We start from the raw sequence: 20,998 nt of genomic DNA, 5'->3' as shown, positions 1-20,998 counted from the left end.
ACACGGCGAAGCAGAAGCCCTTCATGCCCCCAACAAGCCCACCCACGGAGTTGACAACCTATATAGGAACACCCCCCCGGAAGATTCGTAGCCCAAGCGAGATCCGCTTCGGAAAGCATGGTCGAAGAGGTCAGGATCGCTTGGAAGTCGATGACTCTGTCTTTGAAATAGGGGGCGGGGAGGAAGGCGTCATGAAGAGCCTCACGTACTGCGGGAATGCCCGTCGCACTCGCCTCAATGACGCGGTGTCCTTTCGGCGTCTTTACTGCAGTACACATGCGGTACAAGACGGGATTGCGTGCCCGCGGTCCGGTGTTGCCAAGTTCGCTTTCGGTCAATCCCCAAAGTCCGCCAGGGTTGACCACGATGAGCTTGTCTGAGTGCTTTACTACTTGTGTGTAGGCAAGCATGCTAGCCGGAGACAGGTCACGGTGGACAAGTGCGTTGGCTACAATCTCGCGAATGGCCAACGTGGGAAGCTCTGGCACATCCTTGCCGTGGCCATCAGTAAAGACGGTGGTTGTTTGCAGGTGGTCGGTGACCCACTCGACTACCGCTTCAAGCAAATCGGGCACTGGTCCGGTGAAATTCTTCCCTGTCCCGCATTCGCATTGCCCTGGGGTCATGTGGCCCGCGGGTAACGTGTGCTTTGACGTTGAGAGGCAAAAACTGCTGAGGGTGTATACCAAGGGCATAGATTGCTGCCACCGTGGGCTCGCCTGTATCGGGTGCGACGACGTTGGTGCGAATCAACTGCTCTTCTCGCGGTAGTTGGGCAAGACGCCTGGATTGTGAGCGCTCTTGCTCCAGATACTGTTCAAGCAGATCCGGGTCGAGGTCTCGTTCTACGCTGGCGCCCTCCACAGGTGCCCGATCGTGCTTTGGGACTCCGCGTTGCGAAACAAGAAGCTGTTCCTCGTTTGGGTCAAGCTCGTAGTCACCGTCACCGGACCGGATGTAGGCGGGGCCGCCCTTCCCAACCCGGAATGGCTTACGGTCCGAGGGCTGCGGAGGAACGATGCACTGCAGCACAGTCTTGCCATCGACTGTTGCAGTTTCGATAGCACCGAGGTGGAGGGGAGGCACGATCTTCTGTCGTGCTTTATTTGCTAACTGACTCTCTACGGTCTTTGGGCTGGAAATACCTGTCACGGGGAAACTGCCGTCTTCTTCTGCCACACCGAGCAGGATGACTCCACCCTCTGGCATATTTCCAAACGCAGAGAGAGTTTCATCAATGCTCTTTGGCAAGCCATGCGAGGCATCTTTTGCTTCGATTTTTTAGGTGTCGTTGCCTATGTCTCGCAGTGTGTTGATGGTGGTTTTGATAGCGGTTTCGCTCATGTATAGAAGTATAACTCAAAATATAAATCAGAATCGCACTCAAAACCCGCAGGTTAAAGGCATATCTTACTGTGTAAGAGCGATTCTGAGTGCGATTTTGAAGAACAACACTCAAAATCACACTCAGACCCACTGCGCATTCTCCACTGCCCCACACACAGCCACGATGAGCCGTGGTTGATTACCAGGGTGGCGCAGCATGAACGCGCAGTAGCATTCTGGACGTCTATCGCGCTGCTGATCGCGGGCGTCCTCGGCACAGTCGCACTGCCAGCGCTCGAGCCGATGCTGCCAGCCAACATCGCTGCAATGCTGCCGTAATTCACCACGACACTTTGCCGATGCGCATCGGATGCCCGGGGGCCTGATCTAGCTGCTCCATTCGGCGTTCTGTGTCGAGATTGGCCGATGAAAAGCTTGCTCGGGATTTTGTGAACAGAATTGCGCCTGCCCCTAATCTCCCAAGGTTTTCCTGAAACGTCGAAACCTTGGACGATTAGCCCCCTCTATTCTCGTAATGGCTGGTCAGGACCTCGCCTTACCACGGCACCGACGAGCCCGCCGGGACCTCCCAATGCTTCGGAACCAGGTTCCTGATCTCGTTCGGCGTCTGCGGCGGCAACATATCAACAACTCGTCGGCCACCGCTCGGCCCCGGCATCACCGAGGTATCGACGGCACGCTGCGCATCGACCGTGTTCGCATGCACATCACCGTACGTGAGCACCGCGACCGCGAACCCGGCACCGTAACTAACCGTCGCGGTGGAGCTGCGACGGTCGTCGGCCCAGCCGAACTTCGTGCCCTGGACACCGGGCAGTCTCGAGGTGCCGTAGTTCTGCGGGAAGCCATCGGCAGCGACGGGTGCCGCGTGCGCCATGCCGCGCAGCAGCGGCGCGGCCACCGGATCATGCCGGATGGCCTGCACAAACCTCGCGACGTCCACCGCCGACGTACTCGCCACTCCCCAGTTCCCACGCCGTTGAGTAGCGCTCAATTTGAAGTCGCGCGCGATCGCGTCAATCGCCTGTGGGTACGCAGCATCCAGCGTGCCCGCAATGCCATCGTTCGAGGTGCGCACCATCTCCTCCACCAGCGCCTTATGCCGCGGCGCCCCGTGGTACAGCACCCAATAGCCCAGGTAGAGCTTGCTCAGGCTCAGCGCCGGCCGCGCCTCCCACCCATTTCTCGACGCCTCCACTCCCCCACCCGCATGCACCACAGCCACCGCGGACCGGGGCGAAGCGGCGTCGCCACGCACGGAGATCGCCGAAGCACTCGGCGCTGCCAAGATTGCGAGCACGAACGCCACAAACAGGGCAATGAACTTCTTCACAGGGGCCTCCTGAAAATGCTATTTCCAGGAAGTGTAGCCAGAAGAGTCAGAAAAATGTGAACAGATCTGCATATGCAAATCTGTTCACAAAATCTCTAAGGGCCTTTTGCGGCACCCTCTACCCGTGAGTTAGACGTCGCGGGCGATCAGGTCGTCGAGGGCGACCGGGGACAGCAAGTACGGCGGAACCTCCAACACCGTGTAGGCGCCGGACTTCCCGTCCTCCGCGAGGCGGGCAGCCGCACGCGCGTACGCGACGGCGACGGCGCCGGTGAAGTCGGGGTTGCTGGAGAGTTCCAGGGTGTACTCGACAAGCTGGTGGTTCTCGCCGACGCCACCAGTGGTGATCACGTGACCGCCGTGCGGCATGCCGGAATGCTCGCGGACGAAGGTGGCGTCGTCAATAAAGTTGACCTCGACCTCGTAGCCGACGAAGTAGTCCGGCATCGTGCGGATGGTGTGCTCGATGGCGGCGGTGTCGGCGCCATCCTCCGGCACGATGTAAACGACGCGCTTGTGGGCGGACTTGCCGTCGAGACCCTCGGTCTCGCCGCGGCGCGCGCGATCCAACGCATCCGGCGCAGGAATCGTGTACTGCACACCCTTCGCGACGCCCTCAATCCTGCGCACCGCATCCGAGTGACCCTGCGACAGGCCCGGGCCCCAGAACGTGTGCTGCTGCGCGTTCGGCAGAATTGCCTCCGCCATCGCGCGGTTCAACGAGAACATGCCCGGGTCCCAACCAGTGGAAACGATGGACACCGTGTTGTGCTCGCGCGCGACCTCGTCCATCGCCTTGCGGTGACGAGGGATGTCACGGTGATTATCGTAGGTGTCCACGGTAGGCACGTACTTCGCGAACTCCGGCGCCTGCTCCGGAATATCCGTCGCAGAGCCCAGGCACAGAATCGCGACGTCAATCTCGTCCTTGTACTGGCCAAACTCCGCCACCGGCAACACGCGGGTGTCCGTGTCCAGCTTGCTGCGGCGCGAGAAGATCGCCGACAACTCCATATCCGGCTGCAGCTTCACCAGCTGCTCCACGCTCTTGCCCAAGTTTCCATAGCCGACAATGCCAACACGCATAATGCGCCTCCCTTTCCTCGTGGCCCTTTGGGCTCGTGGCTTCTGGGCTGTTTGCCCATAAATTACGGGCCTACTTTACTCGTACATCGGTTGTGAGGGAATGCGCAAGACGGGTTGGTGGCAGGTTGGTGGCAGGTTGGTGGCTTGCTGGTGGCTTGCTGGTGGCTTGGTCACAGGGAGCGAGTGCCAAAGGACGCAATTTCGGTTTTAGAAACGTGTGTTTTCCCAGGTCGTAAATTTTCGGGTGCGTCCTTTGGCACTGGCTCCGCTGGCGATAGTGTTTCTGGCAGTTTGCTGTGCACCAGAACCCGGGTTTTTGGCGGGGCTGGAGGATAAAAGGCCAGGTCGCTGATTGTGCGAGATGGAATTTGGTGCACCCGGCGCCCTCACACCGAAAGATATAGAAAGAGATAGAAAGATATAGAAACAATTCGTTGACCTGCACGAACGTTCAGAACTACACTTTCCCAGCACCCGATACCTTTCCGATATCTTTCAACTCCCAAAATTGGCTCCGAAAAGAATTACCTGGGGAATGTACAATCTGCCACATGGTCACGGAATCAGCTTGGGACGCGCTCCCCTCGTATGTTCGTTTAGCGCTGGAGGCGATTCATGATGGAGCGACGGCGGACTCGCAAGAGTCGCTGATTTTGGAGTTCAAGGAGGATCCCACTGCTCGTGAGGGGAAGGGCGGGAGGGCGAAGCTCGTCGAGAAGCTGTTGAATGAGGCTATTTGTATGGCCAACAGCGAGGCGGCGACGGGACACATTGTTGTCGGCGTTGCGGACCGGACTCCCGGCGCGGGCGCATTCACTGGCACTGAGCTGGGCGAGGAGGACATTGCTCGGCGGATCTTCAATGGCACGAAGCCGAACATGAATGTGCAGGTCACAGCGGTGCATGCGTGGGGCACTCGGCTTGTAGTGATTCACGTACCGGAGGCTCGTGCACTGTACACGCGGGGTGATGGCGCGGCGAAAAGGCGGACGGCGGACTCGCAGTTCTCGTGCCAGCCGATGACAGAGGAGCTACGCCGGGCGATCGATGCCGCGCGGCGAGACCCTGACTATTCGAACGACCCAGCCGATATCACTGTCGATGACCTGCAACTTCCCGTCATCGAGGAGGCTCGGCGGATGCTGCGGGAGCATCGCCGCTCGCGGGGCTCGGACGCGGCAATCCCTCAGACCACCACTGGCCTGCTTCGAGAGCTCAGGCTCATGCGTGACGACGGCCAACTCAAGCGCGCCGCCGAAATCCTCCTCGCCCAACCAAACCCGACAGACGTAGTGGTCCGCCACCTGTGGCGCAGCATCCCAGGGCAAGAACCGCAGGCCACGCTCATTTCAGACCCTCTGCTGCTGGCGTTGCCACGCCTGCGACGTCTGATTGCGGAAAATGGTGACCGCGAGATTGAGCGCGTGCAGTTTGCAGATGGTGAGGAAGTCGCCATCAGTAGGTTCCCGTCGCAGGCAGTCGACGAGGCCGTCTCGAACGCATTCATTCACCGCGACTGGCGCCTGCCCGGCCCAGTAGTGGTCGAGCAAACGAACCGCACGCTCAAGATCACTTCTCCGGGACCTCTCCCACCAGGCGTAACGGTTGATACATTGCTATCGACGCCCTCAGTGCCACGGAACAATCGACTCATGGCAGCGATGCGCACGCTCGGCCTCGCAGAGGAAAGCTCGCGCGGTTTCGACCGCATGTGGACCACCATGATCCGCACCGGCCGCAGCGCCCCGGAGGTAACCGCGACCGAGGCAAATGTGCAGGTGGTGCTAGCAGCGCAGCAGCCAGATACCAACTTCATCAAGGGCTTGCGGAAGCTTTCGGAGCGTTTCGGCGAGGAGGTCGTCGATAGTGTTGCGGCACTGATTGTGCTCTGGCACCTCAACTCCGCGCCGCTCATTACAGCAACAACGGCTGCACAGAAAACCCAGCTCACTACCCTTGAGGTACATGAGCTTATGGACGACCTCGTCGCCCGCGGCCTTCTCGACCCCGTCACCGACGCCGACGAGTGGACCCTCAGCGGTGAAGCCCGGAAACTCCTTAACCTGGGACAACCCGGCGACCTGGCCACCGTGAGCGTCCAGGAATGGATCGAGGCCAAACTCCACGACGGTGCCGCACTCCAATCCGCCGACATCGCCGACCAGACCGGTGTCAGCGTCGCCGAAGCAGGCCGGATCCTTCGACACTTGCGCAGCCTCGGGCGCGCGAAGATCGACCCGGATGGTCCTCCGCGAGGCCGCGGCACCCGTTGGATTCGGGCGTAGAAAGAGATAGAAAGATATCGAAACAATTCTCTGACCTGCACAAACGGCCAGAATTGCCACTTCTCGGCGCGTGATATCTTTCCGATATCTTTCAGAGCCTTAAAATGGTCCTAAAAAGAATTACCTGGGGTTTTACCTACCGGGGTGGAGGAGCGATTCTGAAACGTCCAGGTCGCAAACAGTCCACAATGGAATTTGCTGCACGGCACCGACCGTGCCCACTATCTTAAAACGTAATCAATAACCGTTGCGAAATTCGGACAGCCCGAGCGCTCTAGCATTACAGCAGTTATCGGCCGGTCCGCCGCTTTGATGCCCTTCACCTTCTCCCAATAAGCCTCGTTTTCCTGCGCCACCCTCTTACAAAGCCCTGGGAACGCCTCAAAAATGTGGCAAAAGAAATCATCCGGAGTCACCACGTCAAACAGAAACTGCTGTGAGCCAACATAGTCAACGAGTCCCCTGTCGCTGGTGACGACGTACTGGACGTTGCCAGCCACGGCAGCGCTGAGAACGTGATGATCATGAATGTCCGCGTACCCATACTTGCCAACAGCAAAACCGGAGATTTCCCATTCCGCCACCGCACCGCGAATTCGCTTGAAGCGTTTTGAAATAGCACCCTCGGGAGCGTGTGGGTTATTTCTGCGCAAATGATACTGAGCTTCGGCGATAATATCCTCGGTCCACACTGGAAAGAATGGTGGCTCGACATCTTTATCAGAGCCCAGGAAGAGAAGGAAGCACCAGTCGGTGAGAGTGCGCGAGTACCAGACGTTAGCGTCAAAAAGGACTGGAATACTCACAGGCCTTCGATCTCATTATCGAGCTCTCGAATCGCATCGAACTCGTGACGTGCGCGCGCACGGCACCGCTGCAAGTATGCGACGACGTCTTCCCTGCGAAGCCGCGTGTGTGACCCGGCTTTGAAGTAATCGATTTCGCCTTCTCGAATCCGTTTCATCAGAGTCGGCCGAGAGATCCCGAGATACTCAGCGGCCTCAGTGGTGGTGAGTATCTCGGAGGGGCGGGAAAGCGCGACGCTCTCTCCGCGCGCGACCCTGGCCAAGATGGACTCGATAAATGAGGCTAATGCAGGTGGAAACGTACCGCGCACGGCATCATGAAACGTTTCGGGGTTAGCCACGACCTGGCTGGCCTGCTGCTCGACAGCTTGGGTGACCTCAATTGCCGGATTAGTTTTCGTTGTCACAGCGCTTCACCTCCAGAGGGTTTACACTTATAACTGTAACATCCACACCATAAACGTGCAACCCGCCGTACTACGCCACCATCTGCCAGACCGTGACACAAATGATCACGATGCCCAGGCCGAACACGAAGATCGCCTCCGGCTGGTTGGCGTAATGGCGGAAGGCGGTCGCGTGGCGGAAGAGGAGCATCGGCACGATGTAAACCAGCAAGGTAATGAAGATACCGCCGACGACCGAGATCAAATCCAGGATTGACGGGTTGAAGATGGCGACAGCGACCGTCGATACGAAGACGAAGAGATAGATGCCCGCGCGGACCGCACGCGGATTCCACTTCTCCGTCGCATTCGGCGCCACCGCACGCAACAGGTACTGCGTGCCCTCCTCCGTGCCAAGCATGTGCCCAAAGTACGACGACGCAATCGCACACAGCGCGACCACCGGAGTCACCACCGCCATGAACGGGGCATTCGTCGTGTTGGCGAAGTAGGAGAGGACCGGAATGTTCTCCTCGCGCACGGCGGCCATGCCATCCGCGCCGAGGGCGAGCGTGCAGGACCAGACGAAGAACATCGTGAAGCTGACCAGGAGCGTACAAGTGATCAACTCAATCTTGGAGACCTCCTTCTCCGTACCGGCCACATCACCGTCGTGCGACTTCTGCACATCCAACGCCGACTGCGACACCGCCGCCATATGCGAAAAGGAAAACACCAGCACAGGCAGCACAAACAGCATCGCCTTCCACAGCGGCACATCCGACTTGTACGCCATGAAACTCTCCAAGTCCCAGTACGGAATCAAGTACAGGGAGACGGCAGCGAGCGCCACGATCAGCGGATACACCAGCAGATTCGCGAACCACAGCGTCGCCTTCTTGCCGAGGGCGTAGGCGCCCGTCATCACGCCGACACAAATCGTGGCCAGCAGCCAACGGTCAATGTGCGGGCCGCCCATCTGGTTCACGATGAAACTGTCCATCGTGTTCGTCACCGAAACGCCATAAATCAGCACGATGGGATAGATCGCGAGCCAATACATCAGCGCCGTGGCCAGGCCACGCTTCCGCCCAGCCAGGGAAGTGATGACCTGCAGCACGTCCAGACCCTTCACCGGCGACGCCGACACAATCCTCGAATACATCCGGTGCGAGAAAAACACCATTGGCCCAACCAGGATCGTCGCAAGCAGGAGGGGCCAGAAGCCGAAGGAACCGGCGTCGATAGGAAGGAAGAGGATTCCGGCGCCGACCGCGGTACCGAACAGCGTAATCGCCCACGACCAGGTACTACCGTCCGGAGACGGGGCTCGCCGCGTGCGGCGGATCTCGCGCTTGTCCGCCGGCGTGAGGTTCTCCAGCTCGAACTCGTCAGCGGCAACCTCCTGGTGCTCGCTGCTGAAAGGTACGGGGTCCGTGGCGCGCTCGCTCATGAAATCCTCTCTCGCTCGACAATAATGTGACCCCACACACCTTAGCCGATGAATGAAATTGAGCTAACTTATCGACGGCCAGCTGCGCGGAGGGTTGGGCGGAAGGTGTCGAAAACTGTCCTTAGCGATTTTGTGAACAGATTTGCGCCTCGCTATCGGAGCGCCTCCGGAACGTGCTGCACCGCCACCACATCCAAACCAAGCACAGCCAGCACGGCCTCAACCTTATCCAGCCGGACAGAACGTTTTCCCTGCTCAAACTCTCGAATGAACCGTTCCGACACCATCGACAGGTCGGCCACGTCCGCCTGCGTCAGGCGCATGGCACGGCGTTGCTCGCGAGCCTGCTCGCCGAGACTGCGGGGCGTGGGGGACATGGGGCCTTTCGTGTCGCGGTTCTGGGGGGTTCGGCCTTTTGGAGTTTCGGCACGATCGTGCCGTTTTGAAGTATATTGTGCGGAATAGTGGTGCGCAAGAGGCAGTTTCGGCACGATCGTGCCGGTTTCACGGAGTTTGGTCAGCATCGCATTCACGAGGAAAATCCAGAAACATATCGCACGTTTGTTCCATATCGTTTGGGGGTGGCAGGATCCGTTTGTCTTTTGCAAAGTTAAGATAAAGGCATATAGTTCATTTTCAATTTTCACTTGCCCTACCCGAAAGGAGCGATCATGACCGCCCCGCTCGTTGAAAATCTGTCGAAAGAAGCTGCACGTCATGAGCTTGCTGAACTCAAAAAGTCGATCGAATCCCTTTCTGGGGACTCGTTCGAAGAGTTTGAAGAGCGTGCGGACAACTACAATCTCACACCCCGTGAATTCGCCGTGTGGGAGCGTGTTTCGGAACTGCGCTGGCTCCTTGGCGATGACTAAAAACGCTGAGCAATTACAGGCCCTGGTCGCCGAGTTCAGCGCAGACCTCGCCGCTACGGTGGAAGCCTTCACCGGACAGCATTTTGAGTTTAGTAGCAAAATAGTTGAGAACGGCAGCATTTCGATCCGCCTAAAGCAGATAGAGGACCGTGTAGGCATCATTCCTCTATCTTGGAACGGGCACGTAATACTCGGATTGCGTCCGACGTTTAAATGCACCTGGGATTCAACTCACAGTTTCTTGGCCGTGGAGAACTCCAGCTTCGCTGTTCACACTCAAGCAAAATCAAACGACGAACCGCTTTTCAGAGTTGAGTACGACCGCAACAAAAGCAACAGACCGAGTTCGCACTTCCACGTTCACGCGCATCGGGACGAAGTAGCCCACCTTCTAGGCCTAACAAAGAAGTTGGATTCAACGAACGATCAGAAGATAAAGAAATTTACTTCGGAATTCCCTCGACTCTCAAAAATCCATTTCCCTACTGGTGGGCACCGTTTCCGCCCGTCATTGGAAGATGTCTTAGAGAGCCTCCGCCAGGAGTTCAACCTCGATACCGATCTAGGCAGATGGAAGACGCACCTAAAAAAGTCACGCTTGAAATGGCGAAAGATCCAAACAGCAGCCGCTATACGCGACTGTCCTCAAACGGCATACGAGATACTCGTGAATGAGTTCCAGATGCCCGTACCCGAAAGCTGGGAATGTCCGTCGGATAACGACGCCAAAATCGTTCGAGATTAAACCCAGCGGATTAGCAACAGGACGCGGGGCGTCGGTAAATGAACTCGTGGTCGCGGTGATTGCCGACCTTGAAGAAGTACTCGCCGGCCTTGGAGAAGCCGTAGCGGTGATAGAAGCGCTGCGCCCCAAAGTTTTGCGACCAGACCCCGAGCCACGCGGTACGCGGACCAATCCAGTCGAGGACAAGCTCGATGAGCGTGGAGCCGAGGCCGGACTTTTGGTGATCGGCAAGGAGGTAGAGGCGTTTAAGTTCGCGGTCATCGGGAAGGACGTCCGGGTGGGGGAGACTGCAGGGGCCGACCAGCGCGTAGCCCACGAGGGCGCCGTTGTCCTCGACGAGCCAGATGGCGTGGTCTGGGTCGGCGAGGAGGGTTTTGTGTTTCTGCAGGTCGTAGGCTTCGGTGAGGAAGGTTTCCAGGTCGGCCGGGTCGTAGAGGTGGCCGAAAGTCTCCGTGAACGTGGTGGTGGATAGTTCGACGAGGGCGTCGGCGTCGGCAGGCGTGGCGCGGCGAATCGTAGGCATGGGGACAGGATAAGGGAAGGGATAAGCGTCACGAGCGGAGTCGGGATTTTGTGAACAGAATTGCAGATGGGAGTAATCCGGGCTTAAGGGACATTATGTGTGTATAAATCCATCCGGTTTCCCGGGGTGACCTCGACCAACAATCCGATATGGTTTTCAAAACAGTTCCATCCGCCAGTTTTGAGAAATCAACGCTGAATGGCATCGGGTGTGGGGTATGGAGGCTGCGGGTAGCGCCGCTGCGCCGGGTGGAGCAACGCGAGGGCACAGCGGGAGACGTTTGGTGGGGCAGTGGGGCGTCGATAAGCAAGAGTCCCTGCGGTACCGTGGGCTGCGTGACTGATGCACTTGCGCCCAAGCCTGAAGCCCTTTCGATCGACGCGGTGGCCGCGGGCAAGACGCAGGTGTTCGTCGAAGGCTTTACCGACGCCTGCCTCATGACCCAGAACATGGTCAACGCTGCCGAGCGACTCGCTAGCAAGGCTTCGTGATCTAGGAGGATTATGCGAATTTACACACTCGGGTTTTCACACAAGAGCGCGGAGGAGTTCTTCGACATTCTGCGCGAGTCCGGCGTGCGGCGCGTGGTGGATATTCGCCGCTCGAACACGAACCAGCTCGCCGGGTTTACCAAGAAGGACGACCTGCGCTACTTCCTGCGGGTCATCCTGGACATGCCGTACACGCACGAGCTCGCTCTCGCGCCGTCGGCGGATCTGATGCACGCGTATCGGCATGACGAGGTTGGCTTCGATGAGTTTTCGAAGCAGCTGCGCGAGGAGTACGACGCTGGGAAGGTTTCGTCTCTGGACCGCTCGCTTTTTGACGACGCCGTGCTGCTTTGCTCCGAAGCCGACCCCTCTACCTGCCACCGGTTAGTTGCCGCCGAGTACCTCGCCGAAGTTTGGGACGACGTGGAGATCGTGCACCTTTAGGGTTGTGTTTGGGCTTAGCTGTCTTGCTCGCCGTGGCGTTCGCCCGTAAGCATGCTGAGCAGCAAAATGTTGCCCGCCGACAGGGCGTTATCCGGGCAGTAAACCGCGTGCGGCACGTACGCGCGCAAGTGGACGACTTCGCCTGGTTTCAGCGGGAAGCGCTCGCCGCCGCACTCGAACTCCAGCGAGCCGTTGAGGCACTGCACGGTGATCGGGTGGGCCGCCTTGTGATCCGGCAGCGTCTGGCCAGGGCAGAAATTGAAGACGATGAGGTTCGCGCCGTCGCCCTGCAGCAGTCGCTTGACGCCCGGTCGCGCATTGTCTGGCCGCGGAGCAACGGCGTTGATCGTCTGGATGCAGGTGGCGTGGTCGGTCGAGTCTGCCGAGTCTGCAGCACCAAACACTTCGGGGCGGTTGACAGGTAGGTCGTCTTTTGGCTGAGACATCGTTGATCCAATCTTTGGGATATCGGGGGTAGTGGCGTCTGGGCGTTTACGCACCATGTTATCGGCTCAGTCCGCAGCGTGTGGCGTACGCAGGATGACTCGTTAGCGGGGCTGACGTTTGGTCAGTGGGTGCATCTTCTCCCCAAGCCTCATGCGGGAGAACGCAATGCTCGCGTAATTCTTTGGAATGAGGCGCTTGAACCGAACCTCTCGTCCTATGGCCGAAGCTCCAGTAATCGCAGGCGTTTCCAAAGCCAGGCGCTTGCGGTCAAAGAACTACGCAACCGAGCTACTCATCGACGCCCGCTAGTCAAAGACAAAAATCGGATTCAGAATGCACACCGAGACTGCATCGAGCTGCTCCGCGCAATCAATCCTGAGCTAGGGGGTTGGTTTAAGAACCAGAAATGGATACCAAACGTATTGGCTACGTCTCCGATACCCAGAAAATAAAAGATAGCCCCCGATTTCTCGGGGGCCAGAGCCTATTTGCCTTGCGGCTTGATGACTCAAAGGTACATGGATTTCAACATTGAGTCAAGACGACGTGCCGTAGGTGATGATGGCACCCAACCACCCCAACTACACTGCGATCGACCAGATTCTGCGGCGCATGGCGACGACTACGTTCACCCCGCTCCAAACCGTGCTCCCCACCGAAGTGATGGGAGACTCAGGCGAGTTCACCGGACAGTGGATCGTTGGCCCCGCTATATTGCATGCCGCTGTCATCGACGGCACCCTCGCCCAGTGGGTGCGGAGGCTGGAGGCCTTCTGAGGTGGGGTGGGGTGAGGAAGTGCTTCGCCTGTGGAGTCAGGATTTTGTGAACAGAATTGCAGATAGGAGTGGAGGGGTGGGGCGTCGAGAAGGTATGGCGGCTACCAGCAGCCGATAAAATAAATATGTTTGGCCAGCGGTTTTACTGCCCATCAGATTAACTTATTCTATTTTGTGGCCTATTTCACATTATAGAATGTTGACAAGGTGGTTGACTCTACCTACGCTTAGTTATCAGAGAGCAGCAAATCCGCTGAACTCCTCGAAAAAGAACTGACCCGGATGGGTTGGTGGATAGAACGAACGGGACCGGAGGGTCTTGTGGATTTCCTTACATCGGAATGCGACGTTCATCAGCCACGGAGAAGTACCGCTTCGAGTCCTACGTTCCGAAAGGAAAAACAATGCAGAACGACAATACTGACCGCACCATCGTCATCAAGATGGCCCACCGCAACATGGCTGACATTGGCCCGCTGAACCGCATCACCGGCCTCATCAACATCGCAAACTGCATCGACCTCATCACGCAGGAAGATCTGACAGCCAACCCCCGCCGTCCAAAGCGAACGGCAATCACCCAAGACATCGTAGAAACGCTGCTTACTTCGCCAGAAATGATGCCGTTCTACTCAAAGGGCCTGCTCATTGGCTGCTCCAACGTACTGGAGCGCGAACGAAACCGCTACCAGCTGCACTTCGCAGACCCAGAGCGCGAAGGCGTCCTCGACGGTGGCCACAACCTCATGGCAATCGCACTCACTGTCCTAATGGCGATTGGAGTTCCAGAATCTCAGCTGCGCAAGATCAAGTTCTGGGATCAGCTCAAGGAATGCTGGACCGAGCACGCGAAGGAAATCGAAACACTCAAGCGCGAAAAGCACGACCCGCTCCTTGAGGTCCTCGTACCAGTCGAGATTGTTGCCCCTCGAACCGAAGACGCTGATGGAGACGTCATCACCGAGTTCAACAACCTCATCCTGCAGATTTGTGCAAACCGAAATCAGAATGCACAACTGGCCGCAGACGCGATCGCTAACCAAAGCGGCGTGTTCGACTTCCTCAAGGCGTCACTGCCAGAAGAACTCGTCGACGACGTCACCTGGAGCACCAACGACAACAAACGCATCGACCCCCGCATGCTTGTGTCCCTCACCTGGGTAGCCATGTCAAAGGTACCGACCCTTGACGACTACGACGTGGCCGCACTGCCAGCAACAACGGCGTACTCCTCAAAGGCAGAATCACTCTCGCGCTTCACAAAACTCATGCAAGCAAAGGGCGCTGCGGAGCAAACATCCGACGGAAAGAGCTACGTAGTTCTCGACCCTTACATCGCATCGGCCTTTGACATGATGCCGGAAATTCTGCAGTGCTACGACCTCATGTACAAGGGGTACAAAGAGGCCTACAACGCCACCGGTGGCTCCTTCGGCCGCATCCTCGCCGTAAAGAAAACTTCTAAGCGAGTCAACTACACACCGTTCTCTAATGAGCCGGTCAATCACGAAGTGCCACCCGCAGGCTTCCTGCTCCCCGTCGTATTTGCGCTACAGGCCCTTATCAAGGTCGACAGTGAGAACGAGCAACTGATCTGGATGATCAATCCAGTGGAGTTCTTCAGCGACATGAACAACCTCCAAGAAATCATCCGTGCCCTCAAACCGATCATCGAAATGACCAACTGGAACCCACAAATTGTGGGCAAGAACGCCGCGTCCTACAACGCAACGTACGACAAGGCACGCAATATGGTCCTCGAGACGCTGCTCGGCTAATCCGCCAAATAAAACGGTGCATCTCCGATTAGCGGGATGCACCAAACTTTTTGCAGCGAAGATTAGCCCCGACCGCGCCAGCGCAATAAACAACCCCGAGCTGTATCTGCCGAACGTGTACAGCCCACCGTGTATCCGAACTTGTCGTTGCTCATCATGTCTTTCCTGGCTCGTGCCTGCCAACCTAGTAGCAGCGAGGCGAAAGCACCGCCGGGAAGGTAGCGTCACTTTGTTCGCACACCGCCGCTGAATACCTTGGCGCGAATTTCTCCATCTGTTCAAGCACGAGCTTGATGGCCTCCGGCGCCTTGTCCGGGGGATACTTGTAGTCGCGTAGCAACCTGCGGACCGAGCGGCGTAGTTTCGCACGTACGTCATCACGTACTGTCCAGTCGGTCTTGGCATCGCGACGCAGCATGGAAACGAGCTGGCGTGCGATTTCAGCAAGAACTTCGTCGTCCATGAGCTCGGTTGCGGATTCGTTTGTCGACACCGCGTCGAAGAAGGTGAGCTCGTCATTGCCCAGTGGCGGGGTGAATTGTTCACCGCGTTTGCTTTCCTTGACAATCTCCTTGGACAGGCGGATGAGTTCAGCGATGATTTCAGCGGCCGTGAGCTGCTGATTGGTGTACCGATTCATCAGCTCGGTGATCCGCTCGGAGAACTGCTTGGAGCGCAGCTCGTTGTTTCCTGTGGCGGTGCGGGCTTCCTGCTGGAGCTGGCGGCGCAAGCCGTCGATGAGCAACGAGACCTCAGAGGGGGATTGTTTGTCCTTGAACAGGTCGACGGTGAGATCCTGCAAGTTCGGAATCTCGATCCCGGCTTGGCGGTAGATGTCGATGACGCCGGTGGCCTCAGCCGAATCAACGACCAGCTTGCCTAGGGCGTTACGGATGGAGTCGCTAATCGGCTCGCCATTGGCCACGCGGTCGCCCGCTTCGAGCTTGATGAGCCAGTTCTTGACCTCGGAATAGAACTGCACGCTCGGACGGAATTCATCGGCGGCAGGGCTGTTGGACGCAAGCGCCCATGCACGCGCGAGCCTTCCAGCCTGACGCTTGAACTCATCAGCGACGGGGCGTGCGTTTGGCTTCTCAGGGTCGTAGTTTCCTTCGGTTCTTGGATTACGAAGGAAACCAGTGACGTCGAGCAAGGCACGGCGAAGGTTGGCGTCATCGATGAAAGCGGTGTTCTTCCATTCGATTCCCACAATGGCGTCGAGACGAGCCAGGAATCCCTTCGCCAGATTGAGCGCTTCTTCGACGTCCTGTCCCGTGACCTTCGTACCGTCGTCGGAGGGGTTGAGCGTGAACTCAGCCAGCGCCTTCTCTAGGTTCTCGACCAGCGGAGCATAGGCGACAAGGAGACCATCCTGCTTGCCTCGGAACGTGCGGTTGACGCGGGCGAGGGTCTGCATGAGCAGCGCGCTCTTGAGCGAGCGGTCAATGTAGAGCGTGTGCAGCGGCGGCGCATCGAAGCCGGTGAGCATCATAGACTGAACGATGGCGATTTCCAGCTCGTCGTCGACATCCTTGATGCGGTTCTTCACTGCCTTGAGCGCACTCGGGCGGCGCATATGGACCTTGAGCTCATCCGGGTCGGACGGCGCGGCAGAGTAGATGACCTTGATCTTGCCCTTGTCATCGGCATCCGAATGCCACTCAGGGCGCAGTGCCACGATCTTGGAGTAGAGGCGTGCTGCAATGGAACGCGTGGCGGTCACGATCATGGCTTTGCCCGGTGCACCGATGAATTCCCGCATGTTCTCGCGACGGTCTTCCCAGTGGCGAACAAAGTCCTCAGCGAGCGCATCCAAGCGGTCGTCGGAACCGTAAATGATTTCCAACGCTGCGACGGAGCGCTGAATCCGGTCGCGCTCCACCTCGTCGAGACCCGTGAGCACTTCCTCGGCGGTGTCATCAATCTCGTCATCGGTAATCCCAGCAATGCGCTTGAGTGGGATGAGGCGCGGCTCGAAGTAGACGGGCACCACGGCACCATCTTCGACGGCGCGGTTCATGTCGTAGATGTCGACGTCATCGCCGAAGACCTTGCGCGTGTTGCGGTCCCATTCCTTGAGCGGGGTACCGGTAAACGCCAACATGGTGGCATTCGGCAGCGCATTGCGTAGGTGCTGTGCGTAGCCGTCAGCCGCGGTGTCGCCAAAGCCATAGTGGGAGCGGTGTGCCTCATCAACGATGACCACAATGTTGCTTCGGTCAGAGAGCAACGGGTGCTCCTTTTCGCGGAGCTCGCCCTTTCCATTCAAGCCAAACTTCTGGAGCGTGGAAAAGTAGATGCCGCCGGAGGTCTTCTGCGACAGCAGCTCACGCAACTCAGTACGCGACTCGATATTGCGCGGTGCCTCCGGCAGGATGGTGGACCGGTTGAAGGTCTCGAAGAGCTGCTCATCTAGCTCGGTACGGTCATTGAGCACAATGACGGTCGGGCTGAGCATCTCAGGCCGACGCATAATCTTGGCGGTGTAGAGCTCCATCTCCATGGACTTGCCTGCACCCGTCGTGTGCCAGATGACGCCCGCGCGCTTGTCGCCGCGCGCCGCCGTGATTGTGGAACCCACAGCCTTGGTCACCGCGAAGTATTGGTGCGGCTTCGCGATGCGCATGACTAGCCCCTCAGCCGTGTCATCGAACGCCGTGAAGTCGCTGTAGAGCTGTCCAAAACGCTCCACATTAAACAGACCATCAAGCAACAGGTCCAGCTGCGTGACCGGCTCGCCGACCACAACCATGTTTTGGGGGTCTACCGGGCTGCCGTCCTCATCCACGTTCCACGGTGCAAAATGGTTCCACGGAGTAAACGGCGTACCGTACTTCGCGCTGATGTCATTCGAAGGAATCACAATATTGGCAAAGCGGAAGGCCATGCCGAATTCCTGAACGTAGGTCTGCAGCTGGTTGTGGGCGCCTTCGATTGAGGTATTCGCGCCCGTCTTCTTCAGCTCGATAAACGCCAGCGGCATGCCGTTGACGTAGCAGACCACATCGAATCGACGCTCGCCGTCAAGGTTCGCAATGGTGACCTGGTTGAGCGACAAATAGTCGTTCTTGTGCGGCTGCGAGGACAGGAAATAGATGGTCGGGTTCTGGAAATTGCCCTCGTGGTCGATGTACTCGATGCCGCGGTAGCCTTCCACCAGAATCTGGTGAATGCGCCGGTTCTCCGCAATCGCGGACTGTGACTTCGGCGTGATGACCTCACCAATCGCCTGGTCGAGGTACTCCTCCGGCACGCTCGGGTTGAGGTTTCGCACGGCATTGCGCAGACGCCCGCGCAGCACGATGTCATTCCACGTGTCGCGCTCGCCGGAGCCCGGCGCAAAGTCCGGACCGTGGCCGGCCTGCCATTCCAGTTCAGCCAGGTGGTCCTGAACAATGAGTTCGAGGGATTCTTCGCTCAACATGAGCTTCTCCTTTGGGGTTGTAGGGGTAGGGGTGCTTAGCTTTCCGATGCCGCCGTGCCCGCAACGTCCTCCGCCTCACCGACCGTGATGCGGCCGCTCATGAGGAGGGGGAGGAGTTCATCGCGGGTGCGGGCGAGGACTTGGTTTTCTATCACCAAACTTTCGAATCGGAGTGTTAGCAACTCAAGCATTTGTGATTCTTCAGCAGAAAGCGTTCGTGTGTCAGGAACTTCGCTAGTCAAGATGTCGGCAGGACGTACGCGTTGGTGACTTTTTGAAGTTCCTCCCGTCAGTGACTCCAGGTGATGGAAAAGCTCAGGTTGTGCTGTGGCTGCAAAAAGCTGTGCTTGTCTACAGGTTGTTGGTCGAAGCACAACAAATTCCGAAGACGCGATCATTGGAACGTCTTCGTTGATGACGGGGACACTCCAGATTCGGGGCGTATGTGGATTCAACTTCGACAGCAGAACACAGGGACGTTCAAGTGAGAATTTGTTGCTCTTAATAGTTGCTGGATCTTCCTGTGCAGGAGCACCGAGATCGAACGCCGGGAGGCTGTAGTGCAAGACTGTTTTGGCTTCAATGGCTTCTGGCTTAATTGAGCGTGTGCTTCGTTCGCACAGAACAGACAGTTTAACGGTGTTCGTTGGTTTTCCACCAAGGGTTTTAATTAAATCGAGTGCGATGCCCTTAGCTCGATTGTTTGCGGCGATTTTATCGTCGAGCGCTCCTAGAACCTTCGCAATGCCGACTTGCTCCGAGAGAGGCGGAAGGTGAATTTCTAAGGCGTGTGCGTCGCTTCGATTAAGTCCAGGAACAGCGCTGTCGTTATTTAGTTCTCGTAAACGGAGCGTGTGTAGTAAGTAATAGCCGAAACGAAGGCTACAGGCATCTGTTTCTGTTGCAAAGAATGTTGTATCGGTCGGCCAAACGGGATTGGGGCAATAGGTGAGGGAACCAATTGTTCCCTTTCTTCCGATGACTATGGACGGGACGTGTACATATGCCTCGTTGTGGCTATCGACAACACCTGCAGAAGTAACTACATCGAATTCACCTGTATGGCTGCGAGTCTTAGCTGGGAGATTCTTTCCGTAGGAAAAAGGAAGTGTCTCTCCAAGTGTGGTGGTGCGCCAATTTGAATGCATTACTTCAACCTCCCCAGCTGTTCGCGGACAACCTTGTCCAGGCGGGCGGCGTCGTCAAGCGCGGCGGTGAGCTCGCCGGTGAGGCGGGTGATTTTCTCGTCGATGGGTTCGTCGTCTTCTTCGGCTTCGGCGAAGCCGACGTAGCGGCCGGGGGTCATGGCGAAGTCGGCGTCGCGGATGTCGTCGAGGGAGGCGGACTTGCAGAAGCCGGCGATGTCTTCGTAAGCCTCGCCCTTCGGTGCGGAGGTGCGGCCGCGCCACAGGCGGTAGGTGTCGGCGATCTTCTGGATGTCTTCGTCGCTGAAGGTGCGCTCAGTGCGGTCAATCATGTGGCCGAGCTCGCGGGCATCGATGAAGAGCACCTGGTTGGTGCGGTCGATGGTGCCCTTAGAACCGGCCTTCTTGTCCTTGGCGAAGAACCAGATGCAGACCGGGATCTGCGTACCGCGGAAGAGCTGCGCAGGAAGAGCGATGACGCAGGAAACGATGTCGTCTTCCACCATGGCCTTGCGGATATCGCCTTCACCGGAGGAGTTCGACGTCATCGTGCCATTGGCCATGACGACGCCGGCCTCGCCCTGAGAAGTGAGCTTGGAGATGATGTGCTGCATCCACGCGAAGTTTGCATTGCGCTTGGGCGGAACGCCGTATTTCCAGCGAGTGTCTTCCTCGTTGCGCGACCAATCCTTGATGTTGAACGGTGGGTTGGCCATGACGTAGTCCATCTGCTTGCCTGGATGGATGTCGCGGGCGAAGGTGTCGGCCCAACGCTCGCCCAAGCCAGCAGAGCTAATGGCGTGGATGGCCAGGTTCATCTTAGCCATGCGCCAGGTGCGTTCATTGAGCTCCTGACCGTAGATGGCCAGAGCAGTGCGGTCCTTCTCCGTGGTTTCGAGGAACTTCTCAGCCTGCACGAACATGCCGCCTGAGCCACAGCACGGGTCGTAGACGCGACCCTGGGTCGGCTCCAGGATTTCAACGAGAGTGCGGACGACGGGGCGCGGGGTGTAGAACTCACCGCCACGCTTTCCCTCAGCACGGGCGAACTTCTCCAGGAAGTATTCATAGACCTCACCCAGCAAATCGCGTGCGCGTTCTGGACCCTCCGCGGTGAAGCGGGTGGTGCTGAACAAGTCGATGAGTTCGCCCAAACGACGCTGGTCAACGCTATCCGAGGCGAAGTTGGTGGGCAGGGTACCTAACAGTGACTCATTGTCCAGCATGAGCTGCTTCATCGCGTTATCGATGAGCTTGCCAATGGACTGGTACTCCTGGCCAGCGTCGGCCGTCTTGCCCTTCGAGTTGTCGCGCAAGAAGGTCCAGCGAGCGGTGGGGTCGACCCAGAAGACGTTTTTCTCACGGTAAGCGTCGATATCCTCCAGGTCTTCCTGGATGTACTCTTCGCTATCGCCGCGCTCCTCGCCTTCGGCACGCAGTTCTGCGCGCCGGGCGTCGAAAGCATCAGTGACGTATTTGAGGAACACCAGTCCTAGGACGATGTCCTTGTACTGAGAGGCGTCCATGGAACCGCGCAGCTTGTCTGCTGCCTTCCATAAAGTGTCCTTGAGCTCTTTGAGGGTGGTGGCGGAGGCAGACTCTACGTTCTGCTCATCCTTGACTGAGTTAGTCATTTTTCTCCTTATATATAACGGT

The 20,998-nt window shown here is 57.8% G+C and carries 21 protein-coding genes; 8 read left to right on the top strand and 13 right to left on the bottom strand.

Translation table 11 applies throughout. The features are described 5' to 3' along the window. A partial coding sequence (locus tag QP752_RS10770) for an ATP-binding protein (RefSeq protein WP_284805489.1) occupies positions 1-575 on the bottom strand: 575 nt, incomplete at its 3' end. Then, positions 559-1,251: an RNA-binding domain-containing protein gene (locus tag QP752_RS10765; RefSeq protein WP_336621667.1), complete on the bottom strand. Its 693-nt coding sequence runs from the start codon at positions 1,249-1,251 to the stop codon at positions 559-561. The genes QP752_RS10770 and QP752_RS10765, both read right to left, overlap by 17 nt. 270 nt (positions 1,252-1,521) lie before the next feature. Between QP752_RS10765 and QP752_RS10760 the strand changes: the two genes are divergently transcribed. Continuing rightward, the gene (locus tag QP752_RS10760) at positions 1,522-1,665 is read left to right on the top strand and encodes a hypothetical protein (protein WP_176754794.1); all 144 of its coding nucleotides are present in this window, start codon (positions 1,522-1,524) and stop codon (positions 1,663-1,665) included. Positions 1,666-1,882: 217 nt separating this feature from the next. Here QP752_RS10760 and QP752_RS10755 read toward each other — a convergent pair whose 3' ends face one another. Together QP752_RS10755 and QP752_RS10750 are read right to left on the bottom strand one after the other, a co-directional pair. Continuing rightward, the gene (locus tag QP752_RS10755; protein ID WP_284805487.1) at positions 1,883-2,680 is read right to left on the bottom strand and encodes a hypothetical protein; all 798 of its coding nucleotides are present in this window, start codon (positions 2,678-2,680) and stop codon (positions 1,883-1,885) included. Positions 2,681-2,809: 129 nt separating this feature from the next. Continuing rightward, complete coding sequence (locus QP752_RS10750; RefSeq protein WP_070478719.1) at positions 2,810-3,766, bottom strand: diaminopimelate dehydrogenase; 957 nt, start codon at positions 3,764-3,766, stop codon at positions 2,810-2,812. A gap of 551 nt (positions 3,767-4,317) precedes the next feature. Here QP752_RS10750 and QP752_RS10745 point away from each other — a divergent pair. Next, positions 4,318-6,051, top strand: a complete 1,734-nt coding sequence (locus QP752_RS10745; protein WP_284805486.1) for an ATP-binding protein — start codon at positions 4,318-4,320, stop codon at positions 6,049-6,051. 221 nt (positions 6,052-6,272) lie between these two features. Here QP752_RS10745 and QP752_RS10740 read toward each other — a convergent pair whose 3' ends face one another. From QP752_RS10740 to QP752_RS10725, 4 genes are all read right to left on the bottom strand, one after another. Continuing rightward, positions 6,273-6,857 carry a PIN domain-containing protein gene (locus QP752_RS10740; RefSeq protein WP_284805485.1) on the bottom strand — a complete coding sequence of 195 codons (585 nt, stop codon included), beginning with the start codon at positions 6,855-6,857 and terminating at the stop codon, positions 6,273-6,275. After that, positions 6,854-7,264: a helix-turn-helix domain-containing protein gene (locus tag QP752_RS10735; RefSeq protein ID WP_070361684.1), complete on the bottom strand. Its 411-nt coding sequence runs from the start codon at positions 7,262-7,264 to the stop codon at positions 6,854-6,856. Before QP752_RS10735 ends, QP752_RS10740 begins: the two co-directional genes overlap by 4 nt. A gap of 70 nt (positions 7,265-7,334) precedes the next feature. Continuing rightward, positions 7,335-8,696 carry an amino acid permease gene (locus tag QP752_RS10730; protein ID WP_284805484.1) on the bottom strand — a complete coding sequence of 454 codons (1,362 nt, stop codon included), beginning with the start codon at positions 8,694-8,696 and terminating at the stop codon, positions 7,335-7,337. 152 nt (positions 8,697-8,848) lie between these two features. After that, positions 8,849-9,343, bottom strand: coding sequence for a helix-turn-helix transcriptional regulator (locus tag QP752_RS10725; RefSeq protein ID WP_284805483.1), 495 nt, complete (start codon positions 9,341-9,343; stop codon positions 8,849-8,851). Positions 9,344-9,367: 24 nt separating this feature from the next. Here QP752_RS10725 and QP752_RS10720 point away from each other — a divergent pair, with 24 nt between their 5' ends. Next, positions 9,368-9,568: a hypothetical protein gene (locus QP752_RS10720; protein ID WP_070361681.1), complete on the top strand. Its 201-nt coding sequence runs from the start codon at positions 9,368-9,370 to the stop codon at positions 9,566-9,568. Further along, positions 9,561-10,313 carry a hypothetical protein gene (locus tag QP752_RS10715; RefSeq protein WP_284805482.1) on the top strand — a complete coding sequence of 251 codons (753 nt, stop codon included), beginning with the start codon at positions 9,561-9,563 and terminating at the stop codon, positions 10,311-10,313. The genes QP752_RS10720 and QP752_RS10715 overlap by 8 nt, the downstream gene beginning before the upstream one ends. Positions 10,314-10,323: 10 nt before the next feature. Here the strand turns inward: QP752_RS10715 and QP752_RS10710 are convergent, their stop codons facing one another. Continuing rightward, positions 10,324-10,836 (bottom strand): GNAT family N-acetyltransferase, encoded by a 513-nt coding sequence (locus QP752_RS10710; RefSeq protein ID WP_070975391.1) that lies wholly within the window; start codon positions 10,834-10,836, stop codon positions 10,324-10,326. Positions 10,837-11,171: 335 nt separating this feature from the next. Here QP752_RS10710 and QP752_RS10705 point away from each other — a divergent pair, with 335 nt between their 5' ends. Then, a complete protein-coding gene (locus QP752_RS10705) occupies positions 11,172-11,327 on the top strand; it encodes a hypothetical protein (protein WP_255366092.1) in 156 nt (51 codons plus the stop codon). A 12-nt stretch (positions 11,328-11,339) separates the two neighbouring features. Further along, positions 11,340-11,771, top strand: coding sequence for a DUF488 family protein (locus QP752_RS10700; RefSeq protein ID WP_070975392.1), 432 nt, complete (start codon positions 11,340-11,342; stop codon positions 11,769-11,771). A gap of 14 nt (positions 11,772-11,785) precedes the next feature. Here QP752_RS10700 and QP752_RS10695 read toward each other — a convergent pair whose 3' ends face one another. Further along, positions 11,786-12,217, bottom strand: a complete 432-nt coding sequence (locus tag QP752_RS10695; RefSeq protein ID WP_143000773.1) for a cupin domain-containing protein — start codon at positions 12,215-12,217, stop codon at positions 11,786-11,788. Between the two features lie 562 nt (positions 12,218-12,779). Here QP752_RS10695 and QP752_RS10690 point away from each other — a divergent pair. Then, a complete protein-coding gene (locus QP752_RS10690) occupies positions 12,780-12,995 on the top strand; it encodes a hypothetical protein (RefSeq protein ID WP_284805481.1) in 216 nt (71 codons plus the stop codon). A 404-nt stretch (positions 12,996-13,399) separates the two neighbouring features. Then, positions 13,400-14,773, top strand: a complete 1,374-nt coding sequence (locus QP752_RS10685; RefSeq protein ID WP_284805480.1) for an AIPR family protein — start codon at positions 13,400-13,402, stop codon at positions 14,771-14,773. A gap of 184 nt (positions 14,774-14,957) precedes the next feature. Here QP752_RS10685 and QP752_RS10680 read toward each other — a convergent pair whose 3' ends face one another. From QP752_RS10680 to QP752_RS10670, 3 genes are read right to left on the bottom strand one after another with little or no spacing between them, the layout of a single operon-like run. Then, the gene (locus QP752_RS10680) at positions 14,958-18,197 is read right to left on the bottom strand and encodes a type I restriction endonuclease subunit R (RefSeq protein ID WP_284805479.1); all 3,240 of its coding nucleotides are present in this window, start codon (positions 18,195-18,197) and stop codon (positions 14,958-14,960) included. A gap of 35 nt (positions 18,198-18,232) precedes the next feature. Beyond that, on the bottom strand, positions 18,233-19,345 hold the full coding sequence (locus QP752_RS10675; RefSeq protein ID WP_284805478.1) for a restriction endonuclease subunit S: 1,113 nt from the start codon (positions 19,343-19,345) through the stop codon (positions 18,233-18,235). Then, a complete protein-coding gene (locus QP752_RS10670; protein WP_284805477.1) occupies positions 19,345-20,976 on the bottom strand; it encodes a class I SAM-dependent DNA methyltransferase in 1,632 nt (543 codons plus the stop codon). The genes QP752_RS10675 and QP752_RS10670 overlap by 1 nt, the downstream gene beginning before the upstream one ends. Between the last annotated feature and the right edge of the window lie 22 nt (positions 20,977-20,998).

The organism is Corynebacterium sp. UMB10321, from assembly GCF_030228725.1.
Taxonomy (GTDB): Bacteria; Actinomycetota; Actinomycetes; order Mycobacteriales; family Mycobacteriaceae; genus Corynebacterium; species Corynebacterium pseudogenitalium.
This window is presented reverse-complemented; position numbering and strand designations above follow the sequence as displayed.